This window comes from Bacillus cereus group sp. MYBK14-1 (assembly GCF_051916885.1).
Lineage (GTDB): Bacteria > Bacillota > Bacilli > Bacillales > Bacillaceae_G > Bacillus_A > Bacillus_A cereus.
The window spans coordinates 958,206-983,782 of the sequence record NZ_JBQAHM010000001.1; the positions used below are offsets into that span (position 1 = coordinate 958,206).

Consider the following 25,577-nt stretch of genomic DNA (forward strand, 5'->3'; position numbering starts at 1 on the left):
CCCACCGTTAGTAAAGTAGCAATCTCTCACTCTCCCATATTATTTTTAATCTAATTTCAAATATTCAACGTAGTTTTAATTTCACATCCTATTCAAGGTTGTTTACAATTTACCTATAAAAGCATAACGGAGGGATTTCGATGACAGACTTTCAAAAACAATTTTTCGCACGATTACATATAGAAGAAAAAGACACAGTTTCATTTGAAGATTTATCTAACATTATGTACGCAATGGCACAAACTGTTCCTTTTGAAAACTTAAATATTCTCGAAAAGAATTTTAAAGAAATATCAAAAGAAAATTTGAAAGAGAAAATTTTAGTAAATAACCGTGGCGGTCTTTGTTATGAACTCAATCCTACTATGTATTACTTCCTGAAAGATTCTGGATTCGATGTTCATCTCGTTTCAGGAACAGTTTATAACGCTGCAAACTCCATATGGGCTGTTGATTCTGGCCATATCGCAACCGTTTTAACACATCATAATGAACTTTATTTAATTGAAGTAGGATTCGGATCATACTTACCTCTTGCCCCTGTCCCTTTCTCAGGTGAAGTCATTCACTCTGCTACAGGAGATTATCGTATTCGTAAAGAAATGACCGAAAAGGGAAACTACATTTTAGAGATGCGGAAAAACAATGAGTTCTTGGATCAATCTGCTGCTGATGATTGGACGTTAGGCTATGCATTTTATATAGAAGAAGTGGATGAAGAAAAAGCAAATACAGCACAAAAAATTATCGTTGAACATGAAGGATCACCCTTTAATAAAGTACCTCTTATTGTAAAACTAACTGAAGATGGGCATGCCTCTTTAACGAAAGATAGCCTTACAGTAGCGAAAAATGGTAAAAAAACGAAAGAAACCGTTACAGACATGCAATATACAAACCTTTTACATTCAAAATTCGGAATTACACTATAAGTATGTAAGCCTTGTTATTTTAGCAAGGCTTTTCAATTTTCAGCAGGGATTTTTTGCAATTTGTTGTATTTCATAGTTATATAGAAATATAACTACATGTTTAGAAAGGAAATGATTATGACAGAACTTAAAGATCGATTACAAGTAGCTGATATAGAAAAATGGGATTTAACAGACATTTACCATACAATTGAAGATTGGGAAAGTGATTTTCATAAAATTGAAGTATTAACGAAGGAATTACACGAGTTTAATGGCAATATTCACGATGGCAATAGTTTATTAGCTTATTTAACGAAGAGTGAAGAAATTTCTAGCATAATATCTTTAATGTTCGCTTATGCACGATTACAATCTGACCTTGATACACGCGATACTGACGCGCAATCTCTTGTCGATAAAGTATCACAATTACACGTAAAAGTAAGTGCGGCGAAATCTTTCTTTTCCCCCTTCTTACTTAGCATAGACGAAAGCACATTACATTCTTACATAGAAGAAACAGAAGGCTTACAATATTATAAAGAAGACTTGTTTGAATTATACCGTTATAAAAAACACGTATTGAATAAGGATCAAGAAGAAATTTTATCACAGATGGGTGAAGCTCTTTCTTCTCCACAGCACACATTTGGTATGTTAAACAATGCAGATATATTATTTGGTGAAGTGACGAATGACGATGGAGAAAAAGTGAACTTAACACGCGGAATGTATGCAAAATTAATAGAAGATACGAATCGTGAAAAGCGTAAAGAAGCTTATAAAGCATATTACAAACCATATGTTCAGTTAAAGAATTCCATCGCATCTACTTTATCCGCTGCTATTAAAAATAATGTTACTGTTTCGAAGCTAAGAAACTATCCATCAGCGCTAGAGAAATCATTATTTGGCGATATGGTTCCGAAAGAAGTATATGAAAACCTAATTGATACAACGAAAAAAAACATTCAAACATTACATACATACAATGAAATTCGAAAAGAAAAATTAAACGTAGATGAACTAAGACAATACGACTTAGGCGTCGATTTAGTAGAAGGTGCAAAACAAGACATCCCATATAGTGAAGCATTTGACATTATGATTGCATCACTAGCTCCTTTAGGAGAAGAATATATTGAGACATTAAAAAGTTTTAAAGATAAACGATATATAGACGTAAGAGAAACACCAGGAAAACGTTCTGGTGCTTATAACTTTGGTGTATATGGTGTTCACCCTTTCATTCTTTTAAATCATCACGATGATTTAAACAGCCTGTTCACTCTTACTCATGAATGCGGACACGGTATGCATACGCACTATTCACATGGATACCAACCAAGAATTTCTGCACATTATTCTATCTTTGTCGCAGAAGTCGCTTCAACAGTAAATGAAGTGTTATTAATTCACTATTTATTAAAAGAAGCAAAAGAAACGAACGTACGTAACCATTTAGTTAACCATTTTATTGAGAAATTTAAAGGTACTTTCTTTACACAAATTATGTTTGCAGAATTTGAAAAAATCACACATGAAATGGCTGAACAAGGTAAACCATTAAATGCACAAGTATTCAGTGAAATTTATGAAAAGCTATTTAAAGAATATAACGGTGATTCACTTGTATTTGATGAAGAAGTAAAATACGGATGGGCTAGAATCCCTCATTTCTATCGCCCGTTTTACGTATACAAATATGCAACTGGATTCGCATCTGCCATTCAAATCGCTGATAAACTATTAAGCGGTGATCCGAATGCTCAGAAAAATTATATTGAATTCCTTAAAGGTGGAAGTTCAGACTACCCATTAAACTTATTGAAAAAAGCTGGCGTCGATTTAACAACGCCAGAACCGATTGAAAGTGCATTGAAACAATTCACTCAACTTGTTGAGGAGTTTTCAACATTATAAAAAGCATGCAGAGTATATGCTCTGCATGCTTTTTATTTGAATTACTCTATTCTATATGCTGCTGCGTCACACAATGAATCATACCACCGTATGCATACAATTCGTTAACATATATACCGACAATTCTTCTCCCTGGAAATTGACCTTCAATGATTTGAAGCCCTAATTTATCATGTTCATCACCGTATATAGGTACCAATACAACTTCATTACCAATATAAAAATTCAAATATGAACCCTTACAGTCTGCTTCTTTTACCACTTTTCTTGTTACTGGTACTGGAATGAGCTGAAATGGCTTTCCATCTATATTTTTCGCTTGTCGCAATTCTTGATAATGCTTTTCGTACGCCTCCAAACGGTATGGCTCTCCTTCACCGAAAGGATCATATTCATACAGTATCGTATTTTCATTTACAAACCGTGCCGCGCCATCAATATGATAATCCGTATCTTCATCATAATTATCTTCTCCGCGTATACCAGTTATCCATATAAAATTCGTTACTCCTAAATATTTCGTTAATTCCATTTCAATTTCTTTCTGACTTAGTGTGGGATTTCGATTTTCATTTATAATAGACGTTTTCGCCGCCATTAAGGTCGCGTTTCCGTTTATCTCAATTCCCCCGCCCTCTAGACAGACACTAGATTCAACTTTTGGAATGCGATACATTTCACTTATTTTATTCGGAATATTAGCGTCTTTTTCGTACGGATATTTATTTCCCCAACCATTAAATATCCAGTGCGTTAGGCAGCGATTCCCTTCCTTATCCGTTACAAAGATTGGTCCGTTATCTCTTATCCAAATATCATCAGTTTCTTGAATTAAGAAATCAATTTTATCCATATTTACATTAGCTTCCATTAACTTCGATTGGACATGTATTTTCTCTTCTTCATCACATACAACAATATGGACATTTTCTCCATAGTGAAGCTCCTTTGCCATCGATATCCAAATATCATCTAACTTAGCTCTATAACCTTCACCTCTATGTGCTTTATCATGTGGCCATTGGAGCCATGTACCTTCATGTTTCTCCCATTCCGCAGGCATATAAAACAAACTATTTTCTATATTTCTCATACGTGTTCACCCCTTATATGAATGTACGTACAGTCTATACTTTGACATCGTGTTAAGGTCAACAGGAATATCTTCATTTACTTGTAGCAACTTTATAAGGTGACTCTTTATTTCGCCTTTTTATTATGATAAATTGCTTTCGTACGTAGAATAAGGATTGACATAATGTTAATGTCAATCCTTATTCTCATTCTATTTTCGTAACTAAAAAACAAATTTGTGTCACATACTCTTCTGCTAAACAATCACATTCAGGTCCCTTTATATAAACCTCATATGGCGAATTAACTATTACATACCCATTTTTTTCAACCCATTCTTCTAACGCTATATAAGCGTAACCTATATAGTCGTAACTTCCATAATGCATAGTAGTAACGATTTGATGTGGACTTAGTTTTTTCATTTCATATTCTTGTACTACATCTTCATCATTCCCCTGCATAACCGGGATTCTTAATTCAATATCACTGTTACTTGGAATATATTCTTCATCATAAAAGACTGCAGATGGCGAACCGACTATTTGAAAGTTATTTTTTTGTACCTCTTCATATAAGTCATAAAAATAATCATCTATATCATCTATATCTATTTTTACTCTTTGAGTAATTATCGTTACTTCGTTCCTCATTCCCATTAATATATCGTAACTTCTATGGCGAGCAATATTTAGACTACTATTCACCATTACCATTTCATTCATTTCTGAAATAACCTGTAAATTTTGCTTCACTTCATGAGACAACTCGATAATTTGTGATTGTATATGTTGAACAAACGAATCTTGATCCGATGACTGCAAAACAATTTTAATTTTTGGAAGAGGAAATTTATACTCCCTTAACTTTTTTATTTTCAATGCTACTTCCAGCTGCTCTTGTTCATAATACCTATACCCATTAACCGGATTCACATATGCCGGTTTTAATATCTCCTCTTTGTCATAATGTCTTAACATCCGCGTACTCATTTTACAAATCCGAGAAAACTCAGCGATGGTATACATATCAATACTCCTTGAATATATTTTCTTTTCATTACTTATTTATTAAAACCAATCAAAAATCTTCTTCATTGAAAAATCTTCATTCTGATTTTTCAATCTTCTCATTTTCGAAGGTAACAAATGGCTTGGACAATACCACGTTAAACAATTCATTGCACCTCCCATTGTTGATATTTCTCCTACATGAATTTGAATAACTTGCTTCTCCGTATACTGTTGAATATATCGTAAAACTTCCTCATCTTTGGCTAGTCCAAACTTAGGAACATAAAGAGCATCACATGATTCTAACATATTTATATACAACCCTTTTGCTGATGCTATCTCTTGATCATATTGTCCTTTCTCTGTATATGATGAAGGAACAACTATAAATTCAGCTTCTGGCATTTGTTCTTGAATAATCTCTTGAACACTATATCTAAATTCATGATCTCCTAAAAAATCACTAATAAACATTGTATGTTCATCAATAAATTTAACCATTCCGTCTGCGTGTGCTAGTACATCCCCTTCTTCAGCAGGAATAATAATAACTCGACTCACATCTAAATCCCATTCTAACTGCTCAATAATTTCCTCTTCTGTCCAATCATCGTTATCATCAAATATACGTTCTGTTAATATTACGGTATCTTTTTTATTCCAAATAAGATTACCACCATCTAATATTAATGGGGATTTCACATATTCAAAGTCATTCTTTTTCAACCATTTATTAAACTGTTGATCTAAATATCGCCCTTGATCATCTGGCAAATAATTTGGTCGATATTTAAATTTAACTAGATGATTTGTGACAACCGGTGCAACATCTCTTAGCCAAATATCATCATACTCAAAACAGCTCGTATGAAAGTCTTGTTCTTCAACAGATAAAGATATAAGTTGATCCGCAATTGATTTCTTTTCATTTAAACATTCATTAAAGTAAATCAAGTCTTCATAAAATGGTTGATAATATTCATTCGATTCGTCTGGTATTGCAGTAAAAATAATCCCATTATGTTTTTGTTCCATATTATTTACCTCGCTTTTTAATAGTAGTTACATAACTGATTTCACAAAGCCAACTATTCCTCAATTCATTTCTCTTTTCATTACAACTCATGAACCGCGTATATTTCATGAATGGATTATAGTATGGAGAAATATTATATATTTATATAAAAAATATAAAGCTGACGTTAAGCCTTAAATTGACTCTTGACAAGTTTTTTAAATAACCTATTTTAAAACAACAATAAATGATTAAATGATTTTTGTATCAAGATTCAAACCCATTACTTCTAATAGATCGTTTTGATTATATAAATTCACTAAATGCGCTTCTACTCCTATACAAATTCCTTCTAGCGGAAGATCATTTGGATCCTGACCAAAGGGATCTTCAATTTCAACCCCTATTGCTTCAATACCTATGAATGCAAAACTTATAAACGTAGTCGCAAGTACTGTAAACCATCCGAGACTATCAACAAGACCAATCGGTAAAGTCGCACAAAATATAATCAATAAAATTTTTATATGAGCAAAATATGCAAAAGGAATAGGTGTTGTTTTGATACGATCACATCCACCCACAGATGTAAGTAACGTATTCAAATCTATTTCCATACTAATTATCGCATTTGGATGAATTTGCCCCGTTTTCAAACCTTTTGATAGTATAGTTTTCAACATAAAAACTATACTAATCGGTAAATGATTGGACTCAACCAAAAGTGCTTTTTCCTTCTCAGAACAGACAGCGAGCAATGATTTCACTTCAGATAAATCTTTTTCCTCTCTCAAGTGTCCTTTCGCTAACTTTGGAAATGCAATTAATAGATGTAAAAATTTTATTTTTTCCTGCTCCATACTCTTCCCTTTAGAATCCCAATGACACAAAAAACTAATTGCTAAATTTCTAGTACAAGCACCAATCGCGCCAAACAGCTTTCTACCTTCCCAGTACCGATCATAGGCAGTATTCGTACGAAACACTAATAGTAATCCTAAAGCTCCTCCGACGATTACCCAAGGAGTCTGATTTATATTTATTTCTGTATAGTAATAATTAATCACAGCTACTATCGTTGAAATACACGTATATAATACGATTTGTGGGAAAATATCTCTTATAATTGTCCCTTTTAATGTAAATATTTGATGTAAACTATTTTGATTATTGTAATGAACCATATTTACAAAAACCTCTTTCTCTATTAACCTTTTATTCTTTTAAATCATGAAAGTATACAATTAAATAATAGAATCATAAACCCTATCATTATGAGGCTGGTTAAGATTATTTCTTTCAATACCGTTACTCCTTTTTTGCAAAAAGATAAAATATCTTATTTAATTCAACAACAAATGTTTACTATTCTAAATCCCGACGCATCATTTTAGAATTCGCAATGAACAATGCACTAATTAATACAAAGATTGCACAGGCATATAACAATAAATCTAACGGACTATCGTGATCTATAATGATGAGACGCACAATAGCTGTTATACCTATATATATAAAATATCGTAATGGAAAATGAAAATTCATTTGAAAATACTTTATAATCATTACGATGAATTCAAAGTACAAAAAGAATACGACGATACTATCAATTAAATGATAACTAGATTCATTACCATCCAATTTCAGTTCTTGTATAAACTGAATGACTTCTTTCATAAGAAACACACTTAGAACAACCCCTAAGCAAATTAAAGCTACATTTAAAATGTACTGTAAAACGATAGGGAAATACGAAAACACTATTTTAAAATTCTTTAACACAAACATTTTTCTCCTTTACCATATAAAACGAAAAGCGAATATACACTACAATTCATTCATCATTATATTTAAATTTATTTTTATAAATAATAAGGAATGACAAAATAGGTAATAAGATTCCACCTATTTTGTCTATATAGCAGCACAACGAAATTACAATTAATTACTTCAATGCAATTGGTTGTTGTTGTGTCACACAATGTATCATACCGCCGTTTTTATACAACTCCCTCACATCAATACCGACTACTTTACGATCTGGGTATAACTTCTGAATCGTATCGTTTGCGATTTTATCATTCGGATCATTATAATTAGGCACTAATACAACTGTATTCCCAATATAATAATTGATATACGATCCCTTATAATCGAGAGTTTTTCCATTCTCTAAAGCAACCTTTTCTTTACTAAGCGGCAAGTATTCATACTTATATTTCTGTCCTGAAGCATTTTTGGCATCTAACAATGTATCCATATCTTTATTAGATAAACCCCATTCAGCTAGGTCATCTTCTTTCATCGTTACAATGGTAGATTTATTATGGAATTTAGCAAATCCATCAATATGAAAGTCCGTAATATCTAAATTAGGTACTCCGTCTAACCAAATAAAGTTTGATACCCCAAGGTCACTTATATATTTTTCAATTTCCTTTTCTGATAAATCAGGATTTCTATTTTTATTCGTTACCGCACTTCGAGTTAATAAAGCAGTCCCATTGCTGTCTAATTCAATTGCGCCGCCTTCAAGGACAAATTTCCCCCAATCAATTCTTTCAATTCCTGATTGTTTACTAACATTCTTACGTATTTGAGCATCATTTTTATAAGGTGTCTTCTTCCCCCAACCATTAAATGCTGGATCTAATATTTTGAGATTTTTGTTGCTGTCATAAACAAAAATTGGTCCACTATCCCTTGCCCATACATCATCAGTAGGCGCGATAAAGAAATCAATCTTCTCCATATTTAACCCTTCATCTGTTAAAAGCTTATTGATTCTCTCCTTTTCTTCCTGGTCATATGCAACAATGTGAACTTTCTCACCCTCAGTTAAAGCACTTGCCATCTTAACCCAAATAGGTTCAACTTCCTGCTTATACTCTTCACCATATGTGTATTCATGTGGCCATTGCAGCCATGTACCTTCATGTTTATCTTTTTCATCTGGCATCGTATATTTCCCAGCATTTTTCTGTACCTCTACTTTTTCTCCTTCTTTCCCTTTAACATTTTCATTGTTACCCTCAAAAGAGCATCCACTAATAATCGTTGTAGATAATGTAGCTATTAAACAAAACTTTATTGCTTTTTTCATTTTTCCAACCTCCTGTTCTTGTCTCCAATACTGTAAAGCTTCACATAGTGTGAAGCTCAAGCTTTTTTATCAATGTAAAAATTACCAATTGTTCTTTGCATTACTTATCATTTAACTACCTATTTAGATTTATTCAAATGCCAATCACCTTTTTTATCTATTTATCCCGCCATTTGTGGGCAGTAAGACCCCCACCTCAAAATTCAGCGAAAGCAAAGAAGTTAGGTGGGGCCCTGCTGATTAAAGTTTCACTTTATTCAGTAAGTAAAACTTTACAAAATAAAAAAATCGGTATTGATAATTACATATCAATACCGATTTTTTTATAATTACTTTCCTTCTATTAAATCATTCGCCATTTTCCTAAATTCTTGATTAAATGCGTCATTCATACCATTTTGGACGTTAGAAAATAATATGACAAACGTTCGTTTATCCCAGTTAAAATTATTAAAAGTGTTCCAGCCAGCTAATACACCGTGGTTATGATAATAATCTGGGTAAATATAGAAACTAAATCCATATTTTCTTGCAGGTGATGCAGAAAACATATCTGATACACTTTGTTTAGAAAGTAGTTTACCATCCATAATAGCTTCATCTAATTTTTTCATATCTTCAACAGTCGTATACATTTCACCACAACCATACAGCCAGTTCATTTTTAAGCGCGGCGTGGCTATTAACTTATTATCTTTTTTCGTATACCCTTCTGCTAAGAAAATATCTTCTGGAAGTGTTGCGCCCATTCCAGATTCATTCATTTCAACGGGAGTCAAAATATTTTCTTTCACATATTCAGCAAGTGGTTTATTCGATATTTTTTCTACAATATATGCAAGCACCATATAATTATAATCTGTATATTTCCATCCTGTCCCTGCTGGAAATTGTAACGTTTGTGCCCCAATCCACGTTACTAATTTTAACCGTGATGCTGCGTCAACACTACCTTGTCCCTGTTCTGGTAATCCAGACGTATGTGTTAACAAGTTTCGTAACGTAATATTTTTATCTGCTGGAAACGATGGGATATATTTATTTACATTGTCTTCAATGTTCAACTTCCCTTTTTCTTTTAGTTGCATAATAGATATTGCAACAACTGTTTTCGTAATAGACCCAATGCGATATTTCGTTCTTGGCGTTGTTAATACTTGATCTTTCACATTCGCATAACCGTAGCCTTTTCGTAAAATGACATGATCTTTACTTGCTACAAGAACACTCCCATTAAATCCTTTATCTTTTAAGTACTGATCTAGTTTTCCAGCTGCAATTTCATAACGCTTTTTCTCATTCGCATCAACTTCCTGCTTAACATCTTTTTGCTTACTATTTACATTAGAAAATGCCTTTGTATCATATTTTTTTCCTTTATTTGCATGTATTAGTGTAACAACACTTCCACAAAAAACAGCAAAAATAAAGAAAACGATTAACCATTTCTTTAACATACTAGGAACCCTCTTTTATCTAGTTTCACTTAACGTACATCCATTCTATTTTATATCTTTTAATTATCAAGTATATTATAATATTATTTAATATTCACTCTGTTAAAACTAGATTCCTTTTTCTCATTTTCAATTTTGACTACTCTCTATTGTATTTCTTTCTTGCAAAATTTCCAACATACAATCGGATGCATTAAACTATAATTTCAAATTCTTTTGTAACATTTGTTACATACTAAAAAGAATGGAGATGTAATATGAAAAATACCGATAAACGCAATCGTTTAGATGATAAAATGTTTCATTATCGGATAATAAAAAACAACATGGTATTAATTGAATATTACGGAAAACAGATTATGGTATTAAAAGGAAATGATGCTGAAAAATTTTTAAATAAAATAAATCATGCAAATAACGATAAAGAAAAACAGCTAATTATGGCTAAAATTACAGGTAATTTCAAAAGAGGTAATGAACGAAATTGAAAACGAATCTCATTTACATTTTGATTATACAACAAATAAAAAAGAAATGTCGCTCATTCAACATTTCTTTAGACTTTCTTCATAAAAAATTTACATTGCTAACATTCCTTCATTTTCTATACTTCCTATATAAGCTAACCGCTGAAATAGTTAGTAATACAACTATGCATAACCACGCGTACGTATATCCCTTCTTATCTACAATATAACCAAATAAAGCAGGCGCAACAATAATAGCAATTTGATTTAATGTAAGTGCAAAACTCACTGTCATCCCTACCGATTCTTCACTTGCTGATTCCGCAACTTCAGTTATAAAAAGACTAAACCATCCAATTGAAAAGAACCCTAACAATGCACTTACGCCATACAATACATTCGTTATTGTATGTATGCTCATTACTAATATTAGAATGAAGAAAATAGAAATACAAACAGTTATAAATAAGGGGGTACGCCTATTCCCCTTATAAAATAAATCACTAGTAGCTGCTAATATAACCCTACCAACCATTCCAGAAAAGAACATAACGGAAAATACTTTTCCAGCTAAAATTGGCGTGATTGATTGTTCCAATACTAAAAATTTTATAAAGTGTGCAACTAACACCATTTGCAATGAAATCATACAAATGCCAGTTATATAAATTGCATACAACTCTTTTTTACACATCACTTCTTTTAACTGCATCCAAAAAGAAAGTTTACTACGTTCTTGTTTAACTTTCTCTTGAATATATGGTTCCTTATAAAATATAAAAAATAAAAACCCTCCAATTATACAAATGCATGCAATGCTATTTACCGCATAGGCCATATTATATTTTATTGTAAGAAACGGGATCAATACTCCCGCTAATGTACCACCAATCGGTATACCGGCTTGTCTAATCCCCATCGCTAACCCGCGATTTTCTTTTGAGAACCACTTCATTATCACCTTACTTCCTCCTGGCTGCGAAACACTATAAAACGTTCCTACTAATAAAAGTACAAAGAGTAACCCATTAAATCCATTGACCATATTAGTCAGTAAAAACGAACCTCCTAGTAAAAATGAACTTATCGAAATTAACAACTTTTCATTGTATTGATCAAGTAGCCGCCCGACAAAAAGCATACAAAATAGCGGTCCTATATTTACAACACTTACTAACAATCCAATCTCCGTATTCGTAAGTGCATATTCTTCTTTCCAAAATAAAGCAAACGCTCCAACACCATACGTTATAAGTGTCGCTGTTGTTTGAGCAACCGTCGCAAAAATTAACATAACCCACTTATAAGTACTATTCACCCTTTCTTCCATTAACACAATAATCCCTCCATCCCCTTCCATTGTATGAAAGTTCTGATATCATATAAAATAAAGATTTATCATGTAATTCATCAAAAAAAATGATACCTTTTCTGGAGGGATGATACTTGGATATAAAAGATTTAACTGTATTTTACGAAGTTGCGAAAGAAAAAAACATATCTCACGCAGCTAAAAATTTAAACTATGTACAGTCTGGCGTAACAATGCGTATGAAACAACTAGAAAACGAATTAGGTGTGCCTTTATTTTACCGAAACGGAAAAGGTGTAACTTTAACTTCTAACGGTGAGATTTTATTAACATACGCCAAACAAATTATCTACTTAATGGATCAATCTGTTAAAGCAGTTCAAAGTAATGGGATCGAACCAAGAGGCACTTTAAAAATTGGATGTACAGAATCTACAACCGCTGTAAGACTTCCATCTATATTAACGGCCTATTATGAGAAATACTCAAAAGTCGAATTGATTTTAGAATCAAATACGACGGAACAATTGATTAGGCTTGTACTAGAACGAAAACTGGACGGAGCGTTTATAGCTGGCTCTACTCAGCATGCTGAACTTCATACAAATATATTTCGTGAAGAAGAATTAGTTCTCATTAGCAAAAACCCTTTATCTTCCTTTAAAGACATAGGAGACATGAATTTACTTGCATTTAGTCATGGGTGCTATTATAGAAATTTATTACAAGATTGGCTTCAAGAAGAAGGAATTTCACCTAAGCGAGTATTAGAGTTTGGAACAATTGAAGCGATTCTCGCATGTGTAAAATCAGGTATGGGCATAGCAATTATGATGAAGTCTATTTTAAGTGGTCATAAACATGACATATCATTCAATCCTTTACCAAATAGCTTCAAAAAAGTTCCTACTACTTTTATTACTAGAAAAGATATATATCACTCTGCTGCATTACAAAAATTTATGGAGATGACTCACAATGCGTGAAAAGAAAATACGTGGTATGAACCGAAAAACAAACACTATGATAAAGCGAATTGAGGAACATACAAAAACGTTCCCTTCTACTTTCTATAACAATGAATATTGGAATATGCTATTGCCAGTTTCGCAAGCTTTTATTGACTCTCGTAAAACACCTAGAAAAGTAAAACGGTTATGTATTCAAACCTTATTAAATCAAGCAAATCATTTAATAAATATGAAACCGAGCGATACACATACATATCGAGTTGTTGTTTTGATTTCTATAAATAATTTGTGGGATTCGCAAATCATTATATTTAAAAATGAGGACTACTTTCATAATTTCTTTAATAGAGATAGTGAATTTCAAAAATGGATTCTTCTTTCAAATGAAATTGATTTTTGGGAGACATGGGAAATGTCAGTTTGTCATTCCTTCAAAACGCTTCACTTTCAAGAAATTATTTATGATGCAGATGAATGCTATGAAAAAGAGATTACGTTTATCGGGGAGTTAGATTAAAAAGGGTATACCTAAAACACTGGTATACCCTTTTTCACTTATTTTCCCTTCAATACACTATGTAATCGATCCGGATAATTTGTAAACATTCCTGTAGCACCCCATTTGATTAACAGTCTCATATCTGGTTTCTCATTAATTGTATAAGGGTGAATTAACAGTCCATTTTTCCTAGCCATTTTCATATAGGACTCATCAATAATTAGTTCCCCGTTATCATTACGTAAGTTTGGTCCAATACCAGCTGCATACTTTTTAATTTCTTGAAAATCATCATTTGTTACACTTTTCGGTTCCTGTGTAATGCCAGACCATTCAACAATTTCATTGTTTTCATTTGGATAATACCAAAGCAATTGAACTAATGGAATATTTTCATTCATACTATGAATCTTTTTCAAACTATCTTTACTAAATGATTGAATCATAACACGGCTAGAAGACATGTTTTGACCTACTAAATTATATTTTTGTAACAACGCCAACAATTTCTCTTCCATTCCTGGATACACATCTGGTGATTTTGTTTCAATATAATACTTCATACTTCTTCCATACTTTTGGAAGATTTCTTCAAGAGTTGGAACCTTTTGCCCAACATACTCTTGCTTAGCCTTTTCTGGATACGCTTTATTAAACCATGATCCAGCATCTAAACTCTTTATTTCACTTAACGTTTTATCGCGTACTTCGCCTGTTCCATTTGTAGTGCGATCAACTGCTGTATCATGCATTGCAATTAATTGGCCATCCTTTGTTAATTGAATGTCTAACTCTAAATAATCCGCTTTCATTTTTTTCACTAAATCATAAGAAGCAAAAGTATGCTCAGGTGCATGTCCACTTGCTCCGCGATGTGCAATATTTAAAAACTTATTCGTATTCCATTCATGCTTTCCTTCTGCTTTCGCATGAACAGCTCCCCCAGCAAAGATGCTCCCCGTCATAAAGAAAATAACTAAAACGCTAATAATCTTTCTCATCCTTCTAACCCTTCCTACGTTGCAAATTTCAACAAGCTAATGAGATTTACACGAAATAGAAGACACACTTTCAATATTTTTATAAACCTATATTAAAATTCCAATCTTACAAATATACTTTCTCTATATTATTAATATAGAAAACTAGTATTATCCTATTTAATTCCTATAGCCCTCCTTTTCACATGTAACTCCCTATTTTGTACGGTTCATTCAATAAAAAAAGCCATAAATTATTTAGGCTACACTCCTGTGTCCCTAAATAAATTTATGGCTTTTCTCAAATATCTCCGGCCTCTATTAACTTGTCGAATTTAATCATATCAAACCTATTGAAATTTGTGAATATTTTTTTCAGTAGAGTGAAGCACATAAAACAATATTTCTGTAGTTACTTAAAAATCACATAATAAATTTCTCATTACCTCTTCCAATACTATATCTGGATTTACTACCGTTTTTTCCGAACGCCATCCGATAAAGCCATCTGGTCTAATTAATACAGCACCTCCATTCTCTATACCATATAATTTGCTAAAAATATCTTCTGGAACAACAAAGTCTCCACTTAAGCCAACACGATACCCTTTTATATTTATTCCTAATTTAGCTGAAACAGCATGTGCTGCCTCAGCCCAAGAACTATTTTCTACTCCTGTAAGTAATACAAAACTGTTACCGAATAAGTCTAATGTAGAAACTTTCTTCCCTTCATACGTTCCCCATAAATGTGGCGCGCGCGTTCCAGGTCTTCCGTTCAACTCTATGCTATCCATTCTATGCGGAGTGACTGAATCATCTATAATTGCCTCTGAACAATACTGATATCCAACTGTAACAGCTAAACCATCCATATTATTCAAACTGCCTTCCTCTCTATTCGCAGCACGAAACAGTAAACTACTTGCATAAGCTGTCGTTAATTTTGCAACAGAGTGTCTCTCTTCATGATATGTTTCTAACAATTTTGGTTTTGCCTTCCCTTTTATAACAGCCGCTAATTTCCAAGCTAAGTTATGCGCATCTTGTATTCCTGTATTTGAACCAAATCCGCCTGTTGGCGGCATAATATGTGCTGAATCTCCAACTAGAAAGACTCGATTTCCTTGAAATTTCATTGCTGTACTTTCGGCCGCTTCCCACGGTAAAACACTTAATATTTCTGACTCAACATTTGTACTTCCAATTGCTATTTCAATAATTTGTTTACAACGTTCCATCGTGAAATCCTCTGGTCCCTCTCCTTTTAATGGATCGTAGGCTACATGGTAAATCCATTTTTTTACGTTATCTACTGGGATCAGTGCACCAAGAACCTCTGGATGAAGTACCATAGAAAAACCGAATGCGTCTCCTTGTATAAACTCACTTAAGTCTGCTTCAAAATAAATATTCATATAATAGCCACCAATGGTTCCACGCCCCTCAGTTTTAATCCCTAACTGCTCACGTATTTTACTTTTCGCTCCATCTGCTGCAATTACATAGTCACAATGTATGACACTTTCTTTTTCTGTTTCACGATTTCGAATCTTTGCTTTTACCCCGTTTTCATTTTGTTCAAATGAAACTAATTCATGATAAAAAGATAGTTGCCCGCCTAATGTTTTCGCTTCTTGTAACATCATCTCTTCTAAAATAATTTGATAACATGCAGTTTGTTTTGATGGACTAATCTTTTCTATTTTTTGAAGTAACTCTTCATCGTTTCTGTATTGCGTCGCTCTCATTTGTTCCAATTCTTCTTTATTCGCCTCAGCTATTGTATGAACCGCTATTCTTCCTCGGCAGTTCTCTAATGCTTTACCTGCCAATTTAATTCTTTTTTCCAAGCCTAATTCTCGAAATAACTCCATTGTACGTAAAGTAAGACCGCCTGCTTTCGGATGAATGGCAGTAGACGGATGCCTTTCAATAAGTAAGTACTCAATGTTATGTTTTGCAAGAAATAACGCAGACGCTAACCCAGATAATCCCCCTCCAACAATTAAAACTGGTACATAATTCGATTTCATATATTTCCCCTCCAAATCATTGTTCTGAGCTCAGTGACATAAATATAATCAAAAAAAACATTAAAATATAGACTTATATTTCATTTTGAATTATCATGTAGATAGATTACGCCCCAAAATTCCTTTTACCTTTTCATACATCTATAATCCACCTGAATTGTGTCTGTATGAAAGTGTAAAACAAAAGAACGTACTTTACGTTGAACCATGTTCTATCGTAAAATTCAAAAATAATACAAACATTATAAGCGGTCGTAACCTTATGGATTATACAAGGTTACGACCGCTTATTTTATTGTTACATCATTTTTTGTTTTTAAAACCTCATCTATTGTGTTATGTAGTCCTTCCAATCCCTTTTCTATCTCCCTATAATTTTCAACAATAAAAAATTCATTCGTCTCGATTTTCTTTCTCAATATTGCACCTCATACAACAATCATGTAGCATTACCGTATCGAAGTAATGGTTCATCATCTTAAACCTTTCGACTAATTACCTGGAGGCAAAGTGATTGAAATGAATAAACAAGAACAATTAAATATTATAAAGAAAGATTTTATTGATTCTCAAAAAGTATTATTGGCAATTGGTGATGAAACGCGTCAAGCTATTTTATTAGTGCTAATGGAAACGGAATGTCAAACAGGATTACGTGTAGGAGAAATCACGAAGCAAACACACCTTTCCCGTCCAGCAGTATCACATCACCTTAAGATTTTACGAGAAGCTGGCATTATTTTAATGAGAAAAGAAGGTACAAAGAATTTTTATTATATTGATATACGTACAAAATTAGGTTTATTAAAAAATCTTGTATTAGATATTGAGAAGCTATTGCAAAACTTTTATTAAAACTTGGAGGTATAAGAAATGAAAGCAATGATAATTGATAGATATGGAAAAGTCCCAATGCGTATGGCAGAGGTACCTACTCCTGAAATTAATGAGTATGAAGTGCTCGCAGAAATTCATGCAGCTAGTATTAACCCAATTGATTTTAAAATACGCGACGGAAAAGTAAAAATGTTACTGAAATATGAAATGCCTCTAATCCTTGGGAATGACTTTTCCGGTGTCATCACGAAGGTTGGATCAAAAGTGACTCGTTTTAAAGTCGGTGATGAAATATATGCTCGTCCAAGAAAAAATAAGATTGGTACTTTCGCGGAGTATATAGCCATTCATGAAGATGATATTGCTTTAAAACCAAAAAATCTAAGTTTTGAGGAAGCGGCTTCGATTCCACTCGTTGGCTTAACTTCCTATCAAGCTTTACATGACATCATGCAATTACAAAAAGGACAAAAGATTTTAATTCACGCTGGATCCGGTGGTGTTGGTACTTTCGCTATTCAGCTAGCAAAAATAATGGGTGCTACTGTTACAACGACTGCTAGTGAAGCTGGTGCAAATTTAGTAACGTCTCTTGGCGCAGATGAAATTATTAATTACAAAACAGAAAAATTTGAAGATATACTAAAAAATTATGATGCGGTATTTGATACAATCGGCGGTGCAACACTTGAAAAATCATTCAATATTATAAAAAGCGGAGGAAACATTGTTTCCGTTTCAGGTATGCCGAATGCTCGCTTCGGTAAAGAATTTGGTTCAGGATTCTTTAAAACTCTCTTATTTTCATTAGCCAGTAAAAAACTTACTGCACTTGAAAAAAAGCATAATGCTCAATATTCATTTTTATTTATGAAGCCAAGCGGGGATCAATTACGTACTATTGCAAACTATATTGAAGCCGGAAAAATTAAACCGGTAATCGATCGAGTTTTCCCTTTTGAAGATGCGCAAAAAGCAATGGAATATTCAGAGTCTGGAAGAGCAAAAGGAAAAATAATTGTAAAAATTAAATAATAATAAAACCTCCATTTTCTTAAAATGGAGGTTTTAAATTTGCTGTTAAATAGACATAGTGCAATGAAGTCCTTACAATAGATTGCAAGGGGAAATATTATATTATACTTTTAGTTAACTTTACAAAGAATACATACGTACAAATACATAACTTAAAATACAAAAAGGAGGAGATACAATGACTAAAAATAATGAAACAGGTTGGAATTTAGATAATAGTTATACGACTTTACCACAATCATTTTATACAGAAATCCCCCCTACTCCCGTAAGCTCACCGGAGTTAGTTAAACTAAACCATTCATTAGCGATATCTCTTGGCTTGACCCCTGAAGAACTGAAAAAGGAAGCTGAAATTGCTATTTTCGCTGGTAATGCACTCCCAGAAGGAGCTCATCCATTAGCTCAAGCATATGCTGGCCATCAATTCGGACATTTTAATATGTTAGGCGACGGTCGTGCTCTTTTAATTGGCGAACAAATTACTCCTTCAGGTGAGCGTTTCGATATTCAACTGAAAGGTTCTGGCCCTACTCCCTATTCACGCCGAGGAGATGGCCGTGCTGCACTCGGTCCGATGCTACGTGAATATATTATTAGCGAAGCAATGTATGCACTCGATATTCCAACTACCCGCAGTTTAGCAGTTGTCACAACCGGTGAACCAACCTATCGTGAAACAAAGTTACCTGGAGCAATTTTAACTAGAGTAGCTAGTAGCCATATTCGCGTCGGTACATTTCAATATGCTGCAGCTCGTGGTTCAATAGAGGACCTGAAATCACTAGCTGACTATACGATAAAAAGGCATTACCCAGAAATTGAATCTCATGAAAACCAATATACTGCATTACTACAAGAAGTCATTAAAAGACAAGCCAGTCTTATCGCAAAATGGCAACTTGTTGGATTTATTCACGGCGTAATGAACACTGACAATATAACGATCAGTGGCGAAACAATTGATTACGGTCCTTGTGCATTTATGGACAATTACGACCAAGGAACTGTATTTAGCTCTATTGACACACAAGGTCGTTATGCATATGGAAATCAACCATATATGGCCGCATGGGATCTCGCACGACTAGCTGAATCTTTAATACCAATTCTGCACGAAGATGAAGAAGAAGCATTAAAAATCGCTCAAGACGAAATTTCGAAATTTAGCGTACAGTATGAAAAACAGTGGTTCCTTGGAATGAAAAAGAAATTAGGACTATTTAGCAACGAAGAACAAGATCACTCACTTATTGAGCAACTTTTAAAAATGATGGAGAAATATAAAGCGGATTACACAAATACATTCCGTTCATTAACTCTTGATGCTATCGAAAATACAGCTCTATTTGAAAGTCCTGAATTTAAAGAATGGTACAAACTGTGGCAATCTCGATTAGACAGACAAGAACAATCGAAAGAAAACGCCTACGAGATGATGAAAAATAATAACCCATCAATCATCCCGAGGAACCACCGTGTAGAAGAAGCATTAGAAGCAGCTGTTACAAATGACGACTATAGCGTAATGGAGAAACTTCTTGAAGCTTTATCAAACCCTTATGCGTATTCTACAGATCAAGAAGAATACTGCATTCCACCTGCACCGACGAATCGCCCTTATCGTACTTTTTGTGGCACTTGATTAAAAATTTGTTTTTATTTTAACCCAAAAATTTATTAAGTTAACTATTAATCACAAACTTAAAAGTTGCTTTCAATATTGAAAGCAACACATTTAGTATCCAACCTTAAACAAGTCACAAATTATAATTTGTGACTTGTTTAATTACCCACGTTCAATAGAAGATTTGTTTTGCAGGCATCGTTGTATCTTCAGAGACAGCATATGGATTTTCATTAGGTTTTATAATTATAAACGTTCCACCATATCCACTTTGAGCTAATTTATTACAAAGACCTTCTACCATAAAACCCCATAACTCCAGCTGCTATTCCCATTATAGATAATCCAAGTTTTTTCTTTATTTCAATGCTTCTTTTTCAAATATTCTCTTTTTTATTTCATAACTCATAAAAAAATACTTTTCTGCTTTTTCTATATTACCTACTTTATGAAACTCTAATGCCAGACTTTCAGTATATTCGTGAATATACTCCGATAAATTCTTTCTTTCAAAGTAAGAAAAACCTTCGAGAATAATTTTTTCTATTTTTTCTACCTCTAAATGCTGACAAAATCCCTTTAGAATTAAAAAGTGATATCTATATTCATCATTTTTTAATTCCTCACAAACCTTCAATCCACTTTCAATTAATTCCTTCGCTTTTTCTATTTCACCTAATTTATAATATTCTCTTGCCTCTAAAAAGATTGCCTTATAATGAGTAGGCATTTTTTTAGAAACCTCAGATAAGTGTCTAATTGCTAAAACTGAAAGATTTTGACTCGCATACAATAAACCTAAATTATGTCTGATTCTTAATACTAACATTTCAGCATCATTTTTTTGTAAAATGTTTATTGCTGACGCAATATATTCCTCACCTTTATCATGCTGCTTTAATTCCGAAAAAGATAATCCTAATATATTTTCGCACAGCGCTATGTTCACTTCATACCCTGCTTGTTTAACAAAGATATCTCTTGCTTTTGAAGCGTATTCAATAGCTGAATATGCGTAATGCAAGTGGTATTTTAATATAGCAACTCTATAATTAAACTCTGCATATTCAATTTCATCTGAAATATGCTCTAATAACCCTTCAGCTTTTTCAAAATAGTTGCTAGCTTCACTATAATTAGTAAGAATTGTATAATGAATGGCTTTGAATAAATAATAATAATAATTAGAATATTCATCATTTGGTTTAGGCAATGCATCTATTTTATCAAAAGCTTTTTTCAAATTACCTAAACCATCTATTAACACTTTATATCGAAATTCTAACAGATAATAGTGAAATAAAACCTTTACATCTGATTCGATAATATAAAGCTTTTTATCGATCTCCCCTTTTAATTTTTTTGCTTCACTTATACGTTGAGCTCTAATATCTCGATACCAATCATTCAGCATCTTAGTAATTAATTCATTGCCAGTGATTTGTATATTCATCAAATCCACTCTCCTTCTTTTAACTATCATAAAAATAACATAATTCGATTATTTATATCTATCTATATATATATTTCTCAACAATTGAACGAAATTCATTCACTGAATTTCGTTCAATATTTTAATAAATCCGCTGTAAATATGAATACTTTTTCTTATAACCTCTGAATATGAGTATCCTTAAAATCCGTCTCATATTTCAATCCATATCCAAACATTCGATCCATTCCAATATGTGCTGTCCATATTAAGCCAATCATTATAACGGTATCTATCTTAAAATAGACACCTATTAGAACAATTAATATGGATATGATATATGTGTGACATACATTATATATTTTCGCACCAACGTGATTATTAATCCCATATGCTAACATTGATAGATCCGGCGCTAAAAGGAATACAAAAAATATAATCCAACTAAACTCATATATCGAATACATATAAATCGTGGCTAAAAATACAACCATTCCTTCAAAATGTACAATGCGTTTTTGCATTATTTATCATTCCTATTTTTCTATATTTATTGATACATTTTCATCGCTGAAAGTGTTCTTTGCATTTTTTGACCAGATGGTTGCTAATATTGGCCCTGCAATGTTATGCCATACTGCCGCTAATACACTTGGGAGTGCAGCAACCGGTCCAAAATGCAAAATACTTTCCAGCTACATTACTTATCGCTTCTAGTACTTTCATCCACTCAGCCCCTATCTTTTAATTGAAACACCTTATTCGGATTCAAAATATTTTGCGGATCAAGAGCTTTCTTTATTTTCTCCATTACAAATAATGCTGCCCCATGCTCTTCTTCTTGATACTTTCGTTTTCCGATTCCAACGCCATGTTCTCCTGTACACGTTCCTCCTCGTTTAAGAGCATACTGAACGATACTTTCATTTATTTCGTCTGCCTTCTTCACTTCCTCTTTATCATTTGTATCAATCATTAAAAGTACATGGAAATTCCCATCCCCAACATGACCGAGAATACCGCCAATAAGCCCTACTTTATCTAATACCTCTTTCGCATGTTGAATCGCTCCAGCTAATTCCGAAATTGGCACACATACGTCTGTACTCATTAGCTTTTTACCAGGATAACTATGCACGTAAGAGTACGCTAAGTTATGTCTTGCATCCCACAGTTTATTTCTCGCTGCTGTTTCCATCTCAAACGCAATTTCTATACATTTATGATCAAGAACGATTTCTTTCGTAAATTCAATATCTTGCTTTAACCCTGCTTCATTGCCGTGAAACTCTAAAAACAGTGTCGGTTCTTCTCTGTAACTTGTTTCATTGTAATGATTTACTTGTTTCATAGATAATTCATCAACGAGTTCAATTCTCGCGATTGGAATACCTGCCTGTAATATGTTAATTACAGCTTCTACTGCATCATTTATAGTTGGAAACGATGCCCTCGCAGCCATAACATGTTCTGGTATACCGTATACTTTTAAAGTTAACTCCGTGAAACATCCAAGTGTTCCTTCTGAGCCTACGAAAATACCATTTAAATGATAACCTGATGATGACTTTGCCGCTAAATTCCCGGTATGTATTACTACTCCATCAGCAAGAACGACTTCTAAATCTCGGACTTGATCACGCATTACCCCATACTTTACCGCTGTCGTTCCGCTCGCATTTGTAGCAGCCATTCCTCCTAACGTTGCATCAGCTCCTGGGTCTACACTAAAAAATAATCCATACTTTTTCAATTCTTTATTAAGTTGAGAGCGCGTCACCCCTGGCTGTACTCTCACAAGAAAATCCTTTTCTCTTATTTCAAGTATTTTGTTCATAAGAGAAAAGTCCATTGTAATTCCTTTTTCGTAAGGAATTACATGTCCCTCTAAACTGGACCCTACTCCAAATGGAACGACAGCTGTTCCGTGCTGACTCGCTATTTTCATTATCGCGCTAACTTCTTCGGTCGTTTTTGGAAAAACAACTACATCAGGTAAACTACTAACATGGTAAGATTCATCTTTACTATGTAACTCTCGTACTGTCATATTTATTACTACTCGATCTTCAGGAAGTATGCCTTTTAATTCATTTACTACATGTTCAATTGTTATTTCCATAATCAACTCTCCTTTTTAAATTTAAAACAAGTATACCATCTTTATACAAAATAATTAGAAAAATGAGTTTTTTAAACCTAAACATACAAAAAAGAACCTGCAGCACACGCTACAAGTTCTTTTTCACTACATTTTAAACGATTTCTTTACTAACAACATAAACCAAATTAAAGTAACTGCCATCAACGAATGAGAAAACCCTACAATATAAGTTAACCCTTTAAAGTCAGCTCCATTTAACTGAAGAAGCCCTCTCGCTGCTAGCGAACCTAACATTAATGTTAATGCAATGTTATGTAAAACAAACCACTTATTAAACCCTTTCACTTCATGAAACGCGAATACTTTTGCTAATCCTAAAGCAATTAAAAAGAAGAAAAAGCCAAGTACAAGTGTATGTGTATGCAAAAGATTTAACAAAGTAGATCCTAAAATCCCTTTATACTTACCATACTCCCTAGCGAAAATCCCTGATAATAAACCGATAATCAAATACGTAAACGATGCATTATATAATTTCTTCATTATGTACCTCCTTGAGTAGAATGTGTAGTGTGTCATATTTAGTAATAATGATAGTTATATAGTAAAAACTCCTAGTCACCTAGGAGTCATTGTATAAGTATCTCACTCTTTACAATCAATCCTAATTATAAAATATCTCTCTATACAAAACAAACGAACTTTATGTGAACAAACACCCCCATTAAAATATGTTGCACTTTTGTTTTACACAATCCATACTAATTGTTATAACTTTTTAAAGGTGGTGTAATAATTGATAGTTCTTGAAACCGAACGTCTAAATCTTCGTTGGTTTGATATAAAAGACGCTTCTTTTATTCTTGAGTTAGTAAACGATCCTGCATGGATTCAGTTTATCGGTGACAAAGGGGTTAGAAACTTAGAAGATGCAAAAAATTATATTGTAAACGGTCCCATCGATATGTATAACAAACTCGGATTTGGCCTTTACTTAGTAGAACGAAAAGAAGATCTCACTCCACTTGGTATGTGTGGCCTTATTAAAAGAGATTCATTAGAAGACGTTGATATCGGATTTGCCTTTTTAGAAACATTCCGTTCAAAAGGATATGGCTACGAGTCAGCTTCTGCGATAATCGAATACGGTGTACAAAAGCTCGGCATGAAACGAATTGTAGCAATTACTTCTATAGATAACATTGCCTCAGGAAAGCTTTTAGAAAAAGTAGGATTACGATTTGAGAAAATCATTTCAGATTCAGGAGAAGATTTAAAATTATTTGGGTATAACGCATAGTAAAGAAGGTCGCCTTGAATGGCGACCTTTTTTACTACTTTACTGATCTCGTAATAATACTTTTAGTTACATTATAGTTTTGCAGTAATTCTTGTGATTACCACTATTCCTTTCATATCACATTTTTGGAAATTAATAGAAATAAAACTTTCACTTCTAAATAAATTATATTAATATATTAAACAAAGGAAGTGAAAATAAATGGGACAACCGCTATTTTTATTAGTTCTTCAATTCATTGCATTTATATTAATTATTTGTATCGTATATGGAATCTTGTACAATACCGTATTGAAATTAAATATGCCCAAATGGACTGCACATATAGTAGCTACGGTATTTTCACTTGGTATCGCCTATCAAGCTTTTATAAATTTCATTTGAATAACCTTTTTAGCAATTACTTCTATTGTTGATGCAGTAAAGCTTTTAGAAGAGCAGGATTGCAATTTGAGAAGATTATTTCAAAATCAGGAAA

The 25,577-nt window shown here is 33.0% G+C and carries 26 protein-coding genes and 1 pseudogene; 10 read left to right on the plus strand and 17 right to left on the minus strand.

What is annotated here, in order from left to right; genetic code table 11:
* Positions 1–140 precede the first annotated feature (140 nt).
* Together ACTFR3_RS04925 and pepF are read left to right on the plus strand one after the other, a co-directional pair.
* The gene (locus ACTFR3_RS04925) at positions 141–932 is read left to right on the plus strand and encodes an arylamine N-acetyltransferase family protein (protein WP_000129192.1); all 792 of its coding nucleotides are present in this window, start codon (positions 141–143) and stop codon (positions 930–932) included.
* 117 nt (positions 933–1,049) lie between these two features.
* A complete protein-coding gene (gene pepF / locus ACTFR3_RS04930; protein ID WP_000137537.1) occupies positions 1,050–2,837 on the plus strand; it encodes an oligoendopeptidase F in 1,788 nt (595 codons plus the stop codon).
* A gap of 46 nt (positions 2,838–2,883) precedes the next feature.
* Here the strand turns inward: pepF and ACTFR3_RS04935 are convergent, their stop codons facing one another.
* The 7 genes from ACTFR3_RS04935 to ACTFR3_RS04965 all read right to left on the minus strand — a co-directional run bounded on the left by ACTFR3_RS04935 (position 2,884) and on the right by ACTFR3_RS04965 (position 10,499).
* Entirely contained in the window at positions 2,884–3,930 is a 1,047-nt protein-coding gene (locus tag ACTFR3_RS04935; RefSeq protein ID WP_440044215.1) for an agmatine deiminase family protein, read from the minus strand.
* A 187-nt stretch (positions 3,931–4,117) separates the two neighbouring features.
* A complete protein-coding gene (locus tag ACTFR3_RS04940; RefSeq protein WP_000287980.1) occupies positions 4,118–4,939 on the minus strand; it encodes a MerR family transcriptional regulator in 822 nt (273 codons plus the stop codon).
* 42 nt (positions 4,940–4,981) lie between these two features.
* Positions 4,982–5,959, minus strand: coding sequence for an agmatine deiminase family protein (locus ACTFR3_RS04945; protein ID WP_000435519.1), 978 nt, complete (start codon positions 5,957–5,959; stop codon positions 4,982–4,984).
* A gap of 231 nt (positions 5,960–6,190) precedes the next feature.
* On the minus strand, positions 6,191–7,123 hold the full coding sequence (locus ACTFR3_RS04950; protein ID WP_440044217.1) for a bestrophin family protein: 933 nt from the start codon (positions 7,121–7,123) through the stop codon (positions 6,191–6,193).
* A gap of 181 nt (positions 7,124–7,304) precedes the next feature.
* On the minus strand, positions 7,305–7,721 hold the full coding sequence (psiE, locus tag ACTFR3_RS04955) for a phosphate-starvation-inducible protein PsiE (protein ID WP_000916570.1): 417 nt from the start codon (positions 7,719–7,721) through the stop codon (positions 7,305–7,307).
* A 163-nt stretch (positions 7,722–7,884) separates the two neighbouring features.
* A complete protein-coding gene (locus tag ACTFR3_RS04960; protein ID WP_016080772.1) occupies positions 7,885–9,042 on the minus strand; it encodes an agmatine deiminase family protein in 1,158 nt (385 codons plus the stop codon).
* 329 nt (positions 9,043–9,371) lie between these two features.
* Positions 9,372–10,499, minus strand: a complete 1,128-nt coding sequence (locus tag ACTFR3_RS04965; RefSeq protein WP_000915203.1) for a serine hydrolase domain-containing protein — start codon at positions 10,497–10,499, stop codon at positions 9,372–9,374.
* Positions 10,500–10,756: 257 nt separating this feature from the next.
* Here ACTFR3_RS04965 and ACTFR3_RS04970 point away from each other — a divergent pair, with 257 nt between their 5' ends.
* Positions 10,757–10,987: a hypothetical protein gene (locus ACTFR3_RS04970; protein ID WP_000798786.1), complete on the plus strand. Its 231-nt coding sequence runs from the start codon at positions 10,757–10,759 to the stop codon at positions 10,985–10,987.
* A gap of 109 nt (positions 10,988–11,096) precedes the next feature.
* Here ACTFR3_RS04970 and ACTFR3_RS04975 read toward each other — a convergent pair whose 3' ends face one another.
* Positions 11,097–12,326, minus strand: a complete 1,230-nt coding sequence (locus ACTFR3_RS04975) for an MFS transporter (RefSeq protein ID WP_002195716.1) — start codon at positions 12,324–12,326, stop codon at positions 11,097–11,099.
* Positions 12,327–12,412: 86 nt separating this feature from the next.
* Between ACTFR3_RS04975 and ACTFR3_RS04980 the strand changes: the two genes are divergently transcribed.
* Positions 12,413–13,264 carry a LysR family transcriptional regulator gene (locus ACTFR3_RS04980; RefSeq protein WP_440044218.1) on the plus strand — a complete coding sequence of 284 codons (852 nt, stop codon included), beginning with the start codon at positions 12,413–12,415 and terminating at the stop codon, positions 13,262–13,264.
* The gene (locus ACTFR3_RS04985; RefSeq protein ID WP_001208351.1) at positions 13,257–13,766 is read left to right on the plus strand and encodes a DUF3916 domain-containing protein; all 510 of its coding nucleotides are present in this window, start codon (positions 13,257–13,259) and stop codon (positions 13,764–13,766) included. The genes ACTFR3_RS04980 and ACTFR3_RS04985 overlap by 8 nt, the downstream gene beginning before the upstream one ends.
* 38 nt (positions 13,767–13,804) lie before the next feature.
* Here ACTFR3_RS04985 and ACTFR3_RS04990 read toward each other — a convergent pair whose 3' ends face one another.
* The 3 genes from ACTFR3_RS04990 to ACTFR3_RS05000 form a co-directional block, all read right to left on the minus strand.
* Complete coding sequence (locus ACTFR3_RS04990; RefSeq protein ID WP_001226343.1) at positions 13,805–14,749, minus strand: glycerophosphodiester phosphodiesterase; 945 nt, start codon at positions 14,747–14,749, stop codon at positions 13,805–13,807.
* A 395-nt stretch (positions 14,750–15,144) separates the two neighbouring features.
* Positions 15,145–16,764 (minus strand): FAD-dependent oxidoreductase, encoded by a 1,620-nt coding sequence (locus ACTFR3_RS04995; protein ID WP_098214410.1) that lies wholly within the window; start codon positions 16,762–16,764, stop codon positions 15,145–15,147.
* Between the two features lie 287 nt (positions 16,765–17,051).
* Positions 17,052–17,183, minus strand: coding sequence for a hypothetical protein (locus tag ACTFR3_RS05000; RefSeq protein ID WP_001227549.1), 132 nt, complete (start codon positions 17,181–17,183; stop codon positions 17,052–17,054).
* Positions 17,184–17,274: 91 nt separating this feature from the next.
* Here ACTFR3_RS05000 and ACTFR3_RS05005 point away from each other — a divergent pair, with 91 nt between their 5' ends.
* The 3 genes from ACTFR3_RS05005 to ACTFR3_RS05015 all read left to right on the plus strand — a co-directional run bounded on the left by ACTFR3_RS05005 (position 17,275) and on the right by ACTFR3_RS05015 (position 20,281).
* Positions 17,275–17,619: an ArsR/SmtB family transcription factor gene (locus ACTFR3_RS05005; protein WP_000571870.1), complete on the plus strand. Its 345-nt coding sequence runs from the start codon at positions 17,275–17,277 to the stop codon at positions 17,617–17,619.
* A gap of 18 nt (positions 17,620–17,637) precedes the next feature.
* Positions 17,638–18,636, plus strand: a complete 999-nt coding sequence (locus ACTFR3_RS05010; protein ID WP_000646442.1) for an NADP-dependent oxidoreductase — start codon at positions 17,638–17,640, stop codon at positions 18,634–18,636.
* Positions 18,637–18,814: 178 nt separating this feature from the next.
* Positions 18,815–20,281: a protein adenylyltransferase SelO gene (locus ACTFR3_RS05015; RefSeq protein WP_000164915.1), complete on the plus strand. Its 1,467-nt coding sequence runs from the start codon at positions 18,815–18,817 to the stop codon at positions 20,279–20,281.
* 154 nt (positions 20,282–20,435) lie between these two features.
* Here the strand turns inward: ACTFR3_RS05015 and ACTFR3_RS05020 are convergent, their stop codons facing one another.
* The 6 genes and pseudogenes from ACTFR3_RS05020 to ACTFR3_RS05045 form a co-directional block, all read right to left on the minus strand.
* Entirely contained in the window at positions 20,436–20,567 is a 132-nt protein-coding gene (locus ACTFR3_RS05020; RefSeq protein WP_000229167.1) for a hypothetical protein, read from the minus strand.
* Between the two features lie 54 nt (positions 20,568–20,621).
* The gene (locus ACTFR3_RS05025) at positions 20,622–21,716 is read right to left on the minus strand and encodes a histidine kinase (RefSeq protein WP_048519228.1); all 1,095 of its coding nucleotides are present in this window, start codon (positions 21,714–21,716) and stop codon (positions 20,622–20,624) included.
* A gap of 155 nt (positions 21,717–21,871) precedes the next feature.
* Positions 21,872–22,219, minus strand: a complete 348-nt coding sequence (locus tag ACTFR3_RS05030; protein WP_001172063.1) for a DUF4260 domain-containing protein — start codon at positions 22,217–22,219, stop codon at positions 21,872–21,874.
* 12 nt (positions 22,220–22,231) lie between these two features.
* Positions 22,232–22,375, minus strand: a pseudogene (locus tag ACTFR3_RS05035) (bile acid:sodium symporter family protein); the annotation flags it as partial.
* 50 nt (positions 22,376–22,425) lie between these two features.
* Positions 22,426–23,817 (minus strand): FAD-binding oxidoreductase, encoded by a 1,392-nt coding sequence (locus tag ACTFR3_RS05040; protein WP_000406584.1) that lies wholly within the window; start codon positions 23,815–23,817, stop codon positions 22,426–22,428.
* A gap of 126 nt (positions 23,818–23,943) precedes the next feature.
* Complete coding sequence (locus tag ACTFR3_RS05045; RefSeq protein WP_000737893.1) at positions 23,944–24,342, minus strand: DUF2871 family protein; 399 nt, start codon at positions 24,340–24,342, stop codon at positions 23,944–23,946.
* 253 nt (positions 24,343–24,595) lie between these two features.
* Between ACTFR3_RS05045 and ACTFR3_RS05050 the strand changes: the two genes are divergently transcribed.
* Both ACTFR3_RS05050 and ACTFR3_RS05055 read left to right on the plus strand, forming a co-directional pair.
* Positions 24,596–25,099, plus strand: a complete 504-nt coding sequence (locus ACTFR3_RS05050; RefSeq protein ID WP_000636213.1) for a GNAT family N-acetyltransferase — start codon at positions 24,596–24,598, stop codon at positions 25,097–25,099.
* Between the two features lie 201 nt (positions 25,100–25,300).
* Positions 25,301–25,483 carry a hypothetical protein gene (locus ACTFR3_RS05055; RefSeq protein WP_000531430.1) on the plus strand — a complete coding sequence of 61 codons (183 nt, stop codon included), beginning with the start codon at positions 25,301–25,303 and terminating at the stop codon, positions 25,481–25,483.
* The last annotated feature ends 94 nt before the right edge of the window (positions 25,484–25,577 follow it).

Excerpts from the sequence above, each read along its gene's own strand:
- ACTFR3_RS04925 (WP_000129192.1), top strand. The coding sequence starts at position 141 with ATGACAGACTTTCAAAAACAATTTTTCGCACGATTACATATAGAAGAA.
- ACTFR3_RS04990 (WP_001226343.1), bottom strand. The coding sequence starts at position 14,749 with ATGAGAAAGATTATTAGCGTTTTAGTTATTTTCTTTATGACGGGGAGC.
- ACTFR3_RS05010 (WP_000646442.1), top strand. The coding sequence starts at position 17,638 with ATGAAAGCAATGATAATTGATAGATATGGAAAAGTCCCAATGCGTATG.
- ACTFR3_RS05030 (WP_001172063.1), bottom strand. The coding sequence starts at position 22,219 with ATGCAAAAACGCATTGTACATTTTGAAGGAATGGTTGTATTTTTAGCC.
- ACTFR3_RS05040 (WP_000406584.1), bottom strand. The coding sequence starts at position 23,817 with ATGGAAATAACAATTGAACATGTAGTAAATGAATTAAAAGGCATACTT.
- ACTFR3_RS04975 (WP_002195716.1), bottom strand. The coding sequence starts at position 12,326 with ATGGAAGGGGATGGAGGGATTATTGTGTTAATGGAAGAAAGGGTGAAT.
- ACTFR3_RS05055 (WP_000531430.1), top strand. The coding sequence starts at position 25,301 with ATGGGACAACCGCTATTTTTATTAGTTCTTCAATTCATTGCATTTATA.
- pepF (WP_000137537.1), top strand. The coding sequence starts at position 1,050 with ATGACAGAACTTAAAGATCGATTACAAGTAGCTGATATAGAAAAATGG.
- ACTFR3_RS04995 (WP_098214410.1), bottom strand. The coding sequence starts at position 16,764 with ATGAAATCGAATTATGTACCAGTTTTAATTGTTGGAGGGGGATTATCT.
- ACTFR3_RS04945 (WP_000435519.1), bottom strand. The coding sequence starts at position 5,959 with ATGGAACAAAAACATAATGGGATTATTTTTACTGCAATACCAGACGAA.
- ACTFR3_RS05025 (WP_048519228.1), bottom strand. The coding sequence starts at position 21,716 with ATGAATATACAAATCACTGGCAATGAATTAATTACTAAGATGCTGAAT.
- ACTFR3_RS04950 (WP_440044217.1), bottom strand. The coding sequence starts at position 7,123 with ATGGTTCATTACAATAATCAAAATAGTTTACATCAAATATTTACATTA.
- ACTFR3_RS04935 (WP_440044215.1), bottom strand. The coding sequence starts at position 3,930 with ATGAGAAATATAGAAAATAGTTTGTTTTATATGCCTGCGGAATGGGAG.
- ACTFR3_RS05020 (WP_000229167.1), bottom strand. The coding sequence starts at position 20,567 with ATGGTAGAAGGTCTTTGTAATAAATTAGCTCAAAGTGGATATGGTGGA.
- ACTFR3_RS05015 (WP_000164915.1), top strand. The coding sequence starts at position 18,815 with ATGACTAAAAATAATGAAACAGGTTGGAATTTAGATAATAGTTATACG.
- ACTFR3_RS04960 (WP_016080772.1), bottom strand. The coding sequence starts at position 9,042 with ATGAAAAAAGCAATAAAGTTTTGTTTAATAGCTACATTATCTACAACG.
- ACTFR3_RS04940 (WP_000287980.1), bottom strand. The coding sequence starts at position 4,939 with ATGTATACCATCGCTGAGTTTTCTCGGATTTGTAAAATGAGTACGCGG.
- ACTFR3_RS04985 (WP_001208351.1), top strand. The coding sequence starts at position 13,257 with ATGCGTGAAAAGAAAATACGTGGTATGAACCGAAAAACAAACACTATG.
- ACTFR3_RS04970 (WP_000798786.1), top strand. The coding sequence starts at position 10,757 with ATGAAAAATACCGATAAACGCAATCGTTTAGATGATAAAATGTTTCAT.
- ACTFR3_RS04965 (WP_000915203.1), bottom strand. The coding sequence starts at position 10,499 with ATGTTAAAGAAATGGTTAATCGTTTTCTTTATTTTTGCTGTTTTTTGT.
- ACTFR3_RS05045 (WP_000737893.1), bottom strand. The coding sequence starts at position 24,342 with ATGAAGAAATTATATAATGCATCGTTTACGTATTTGATTATCGGTTTA.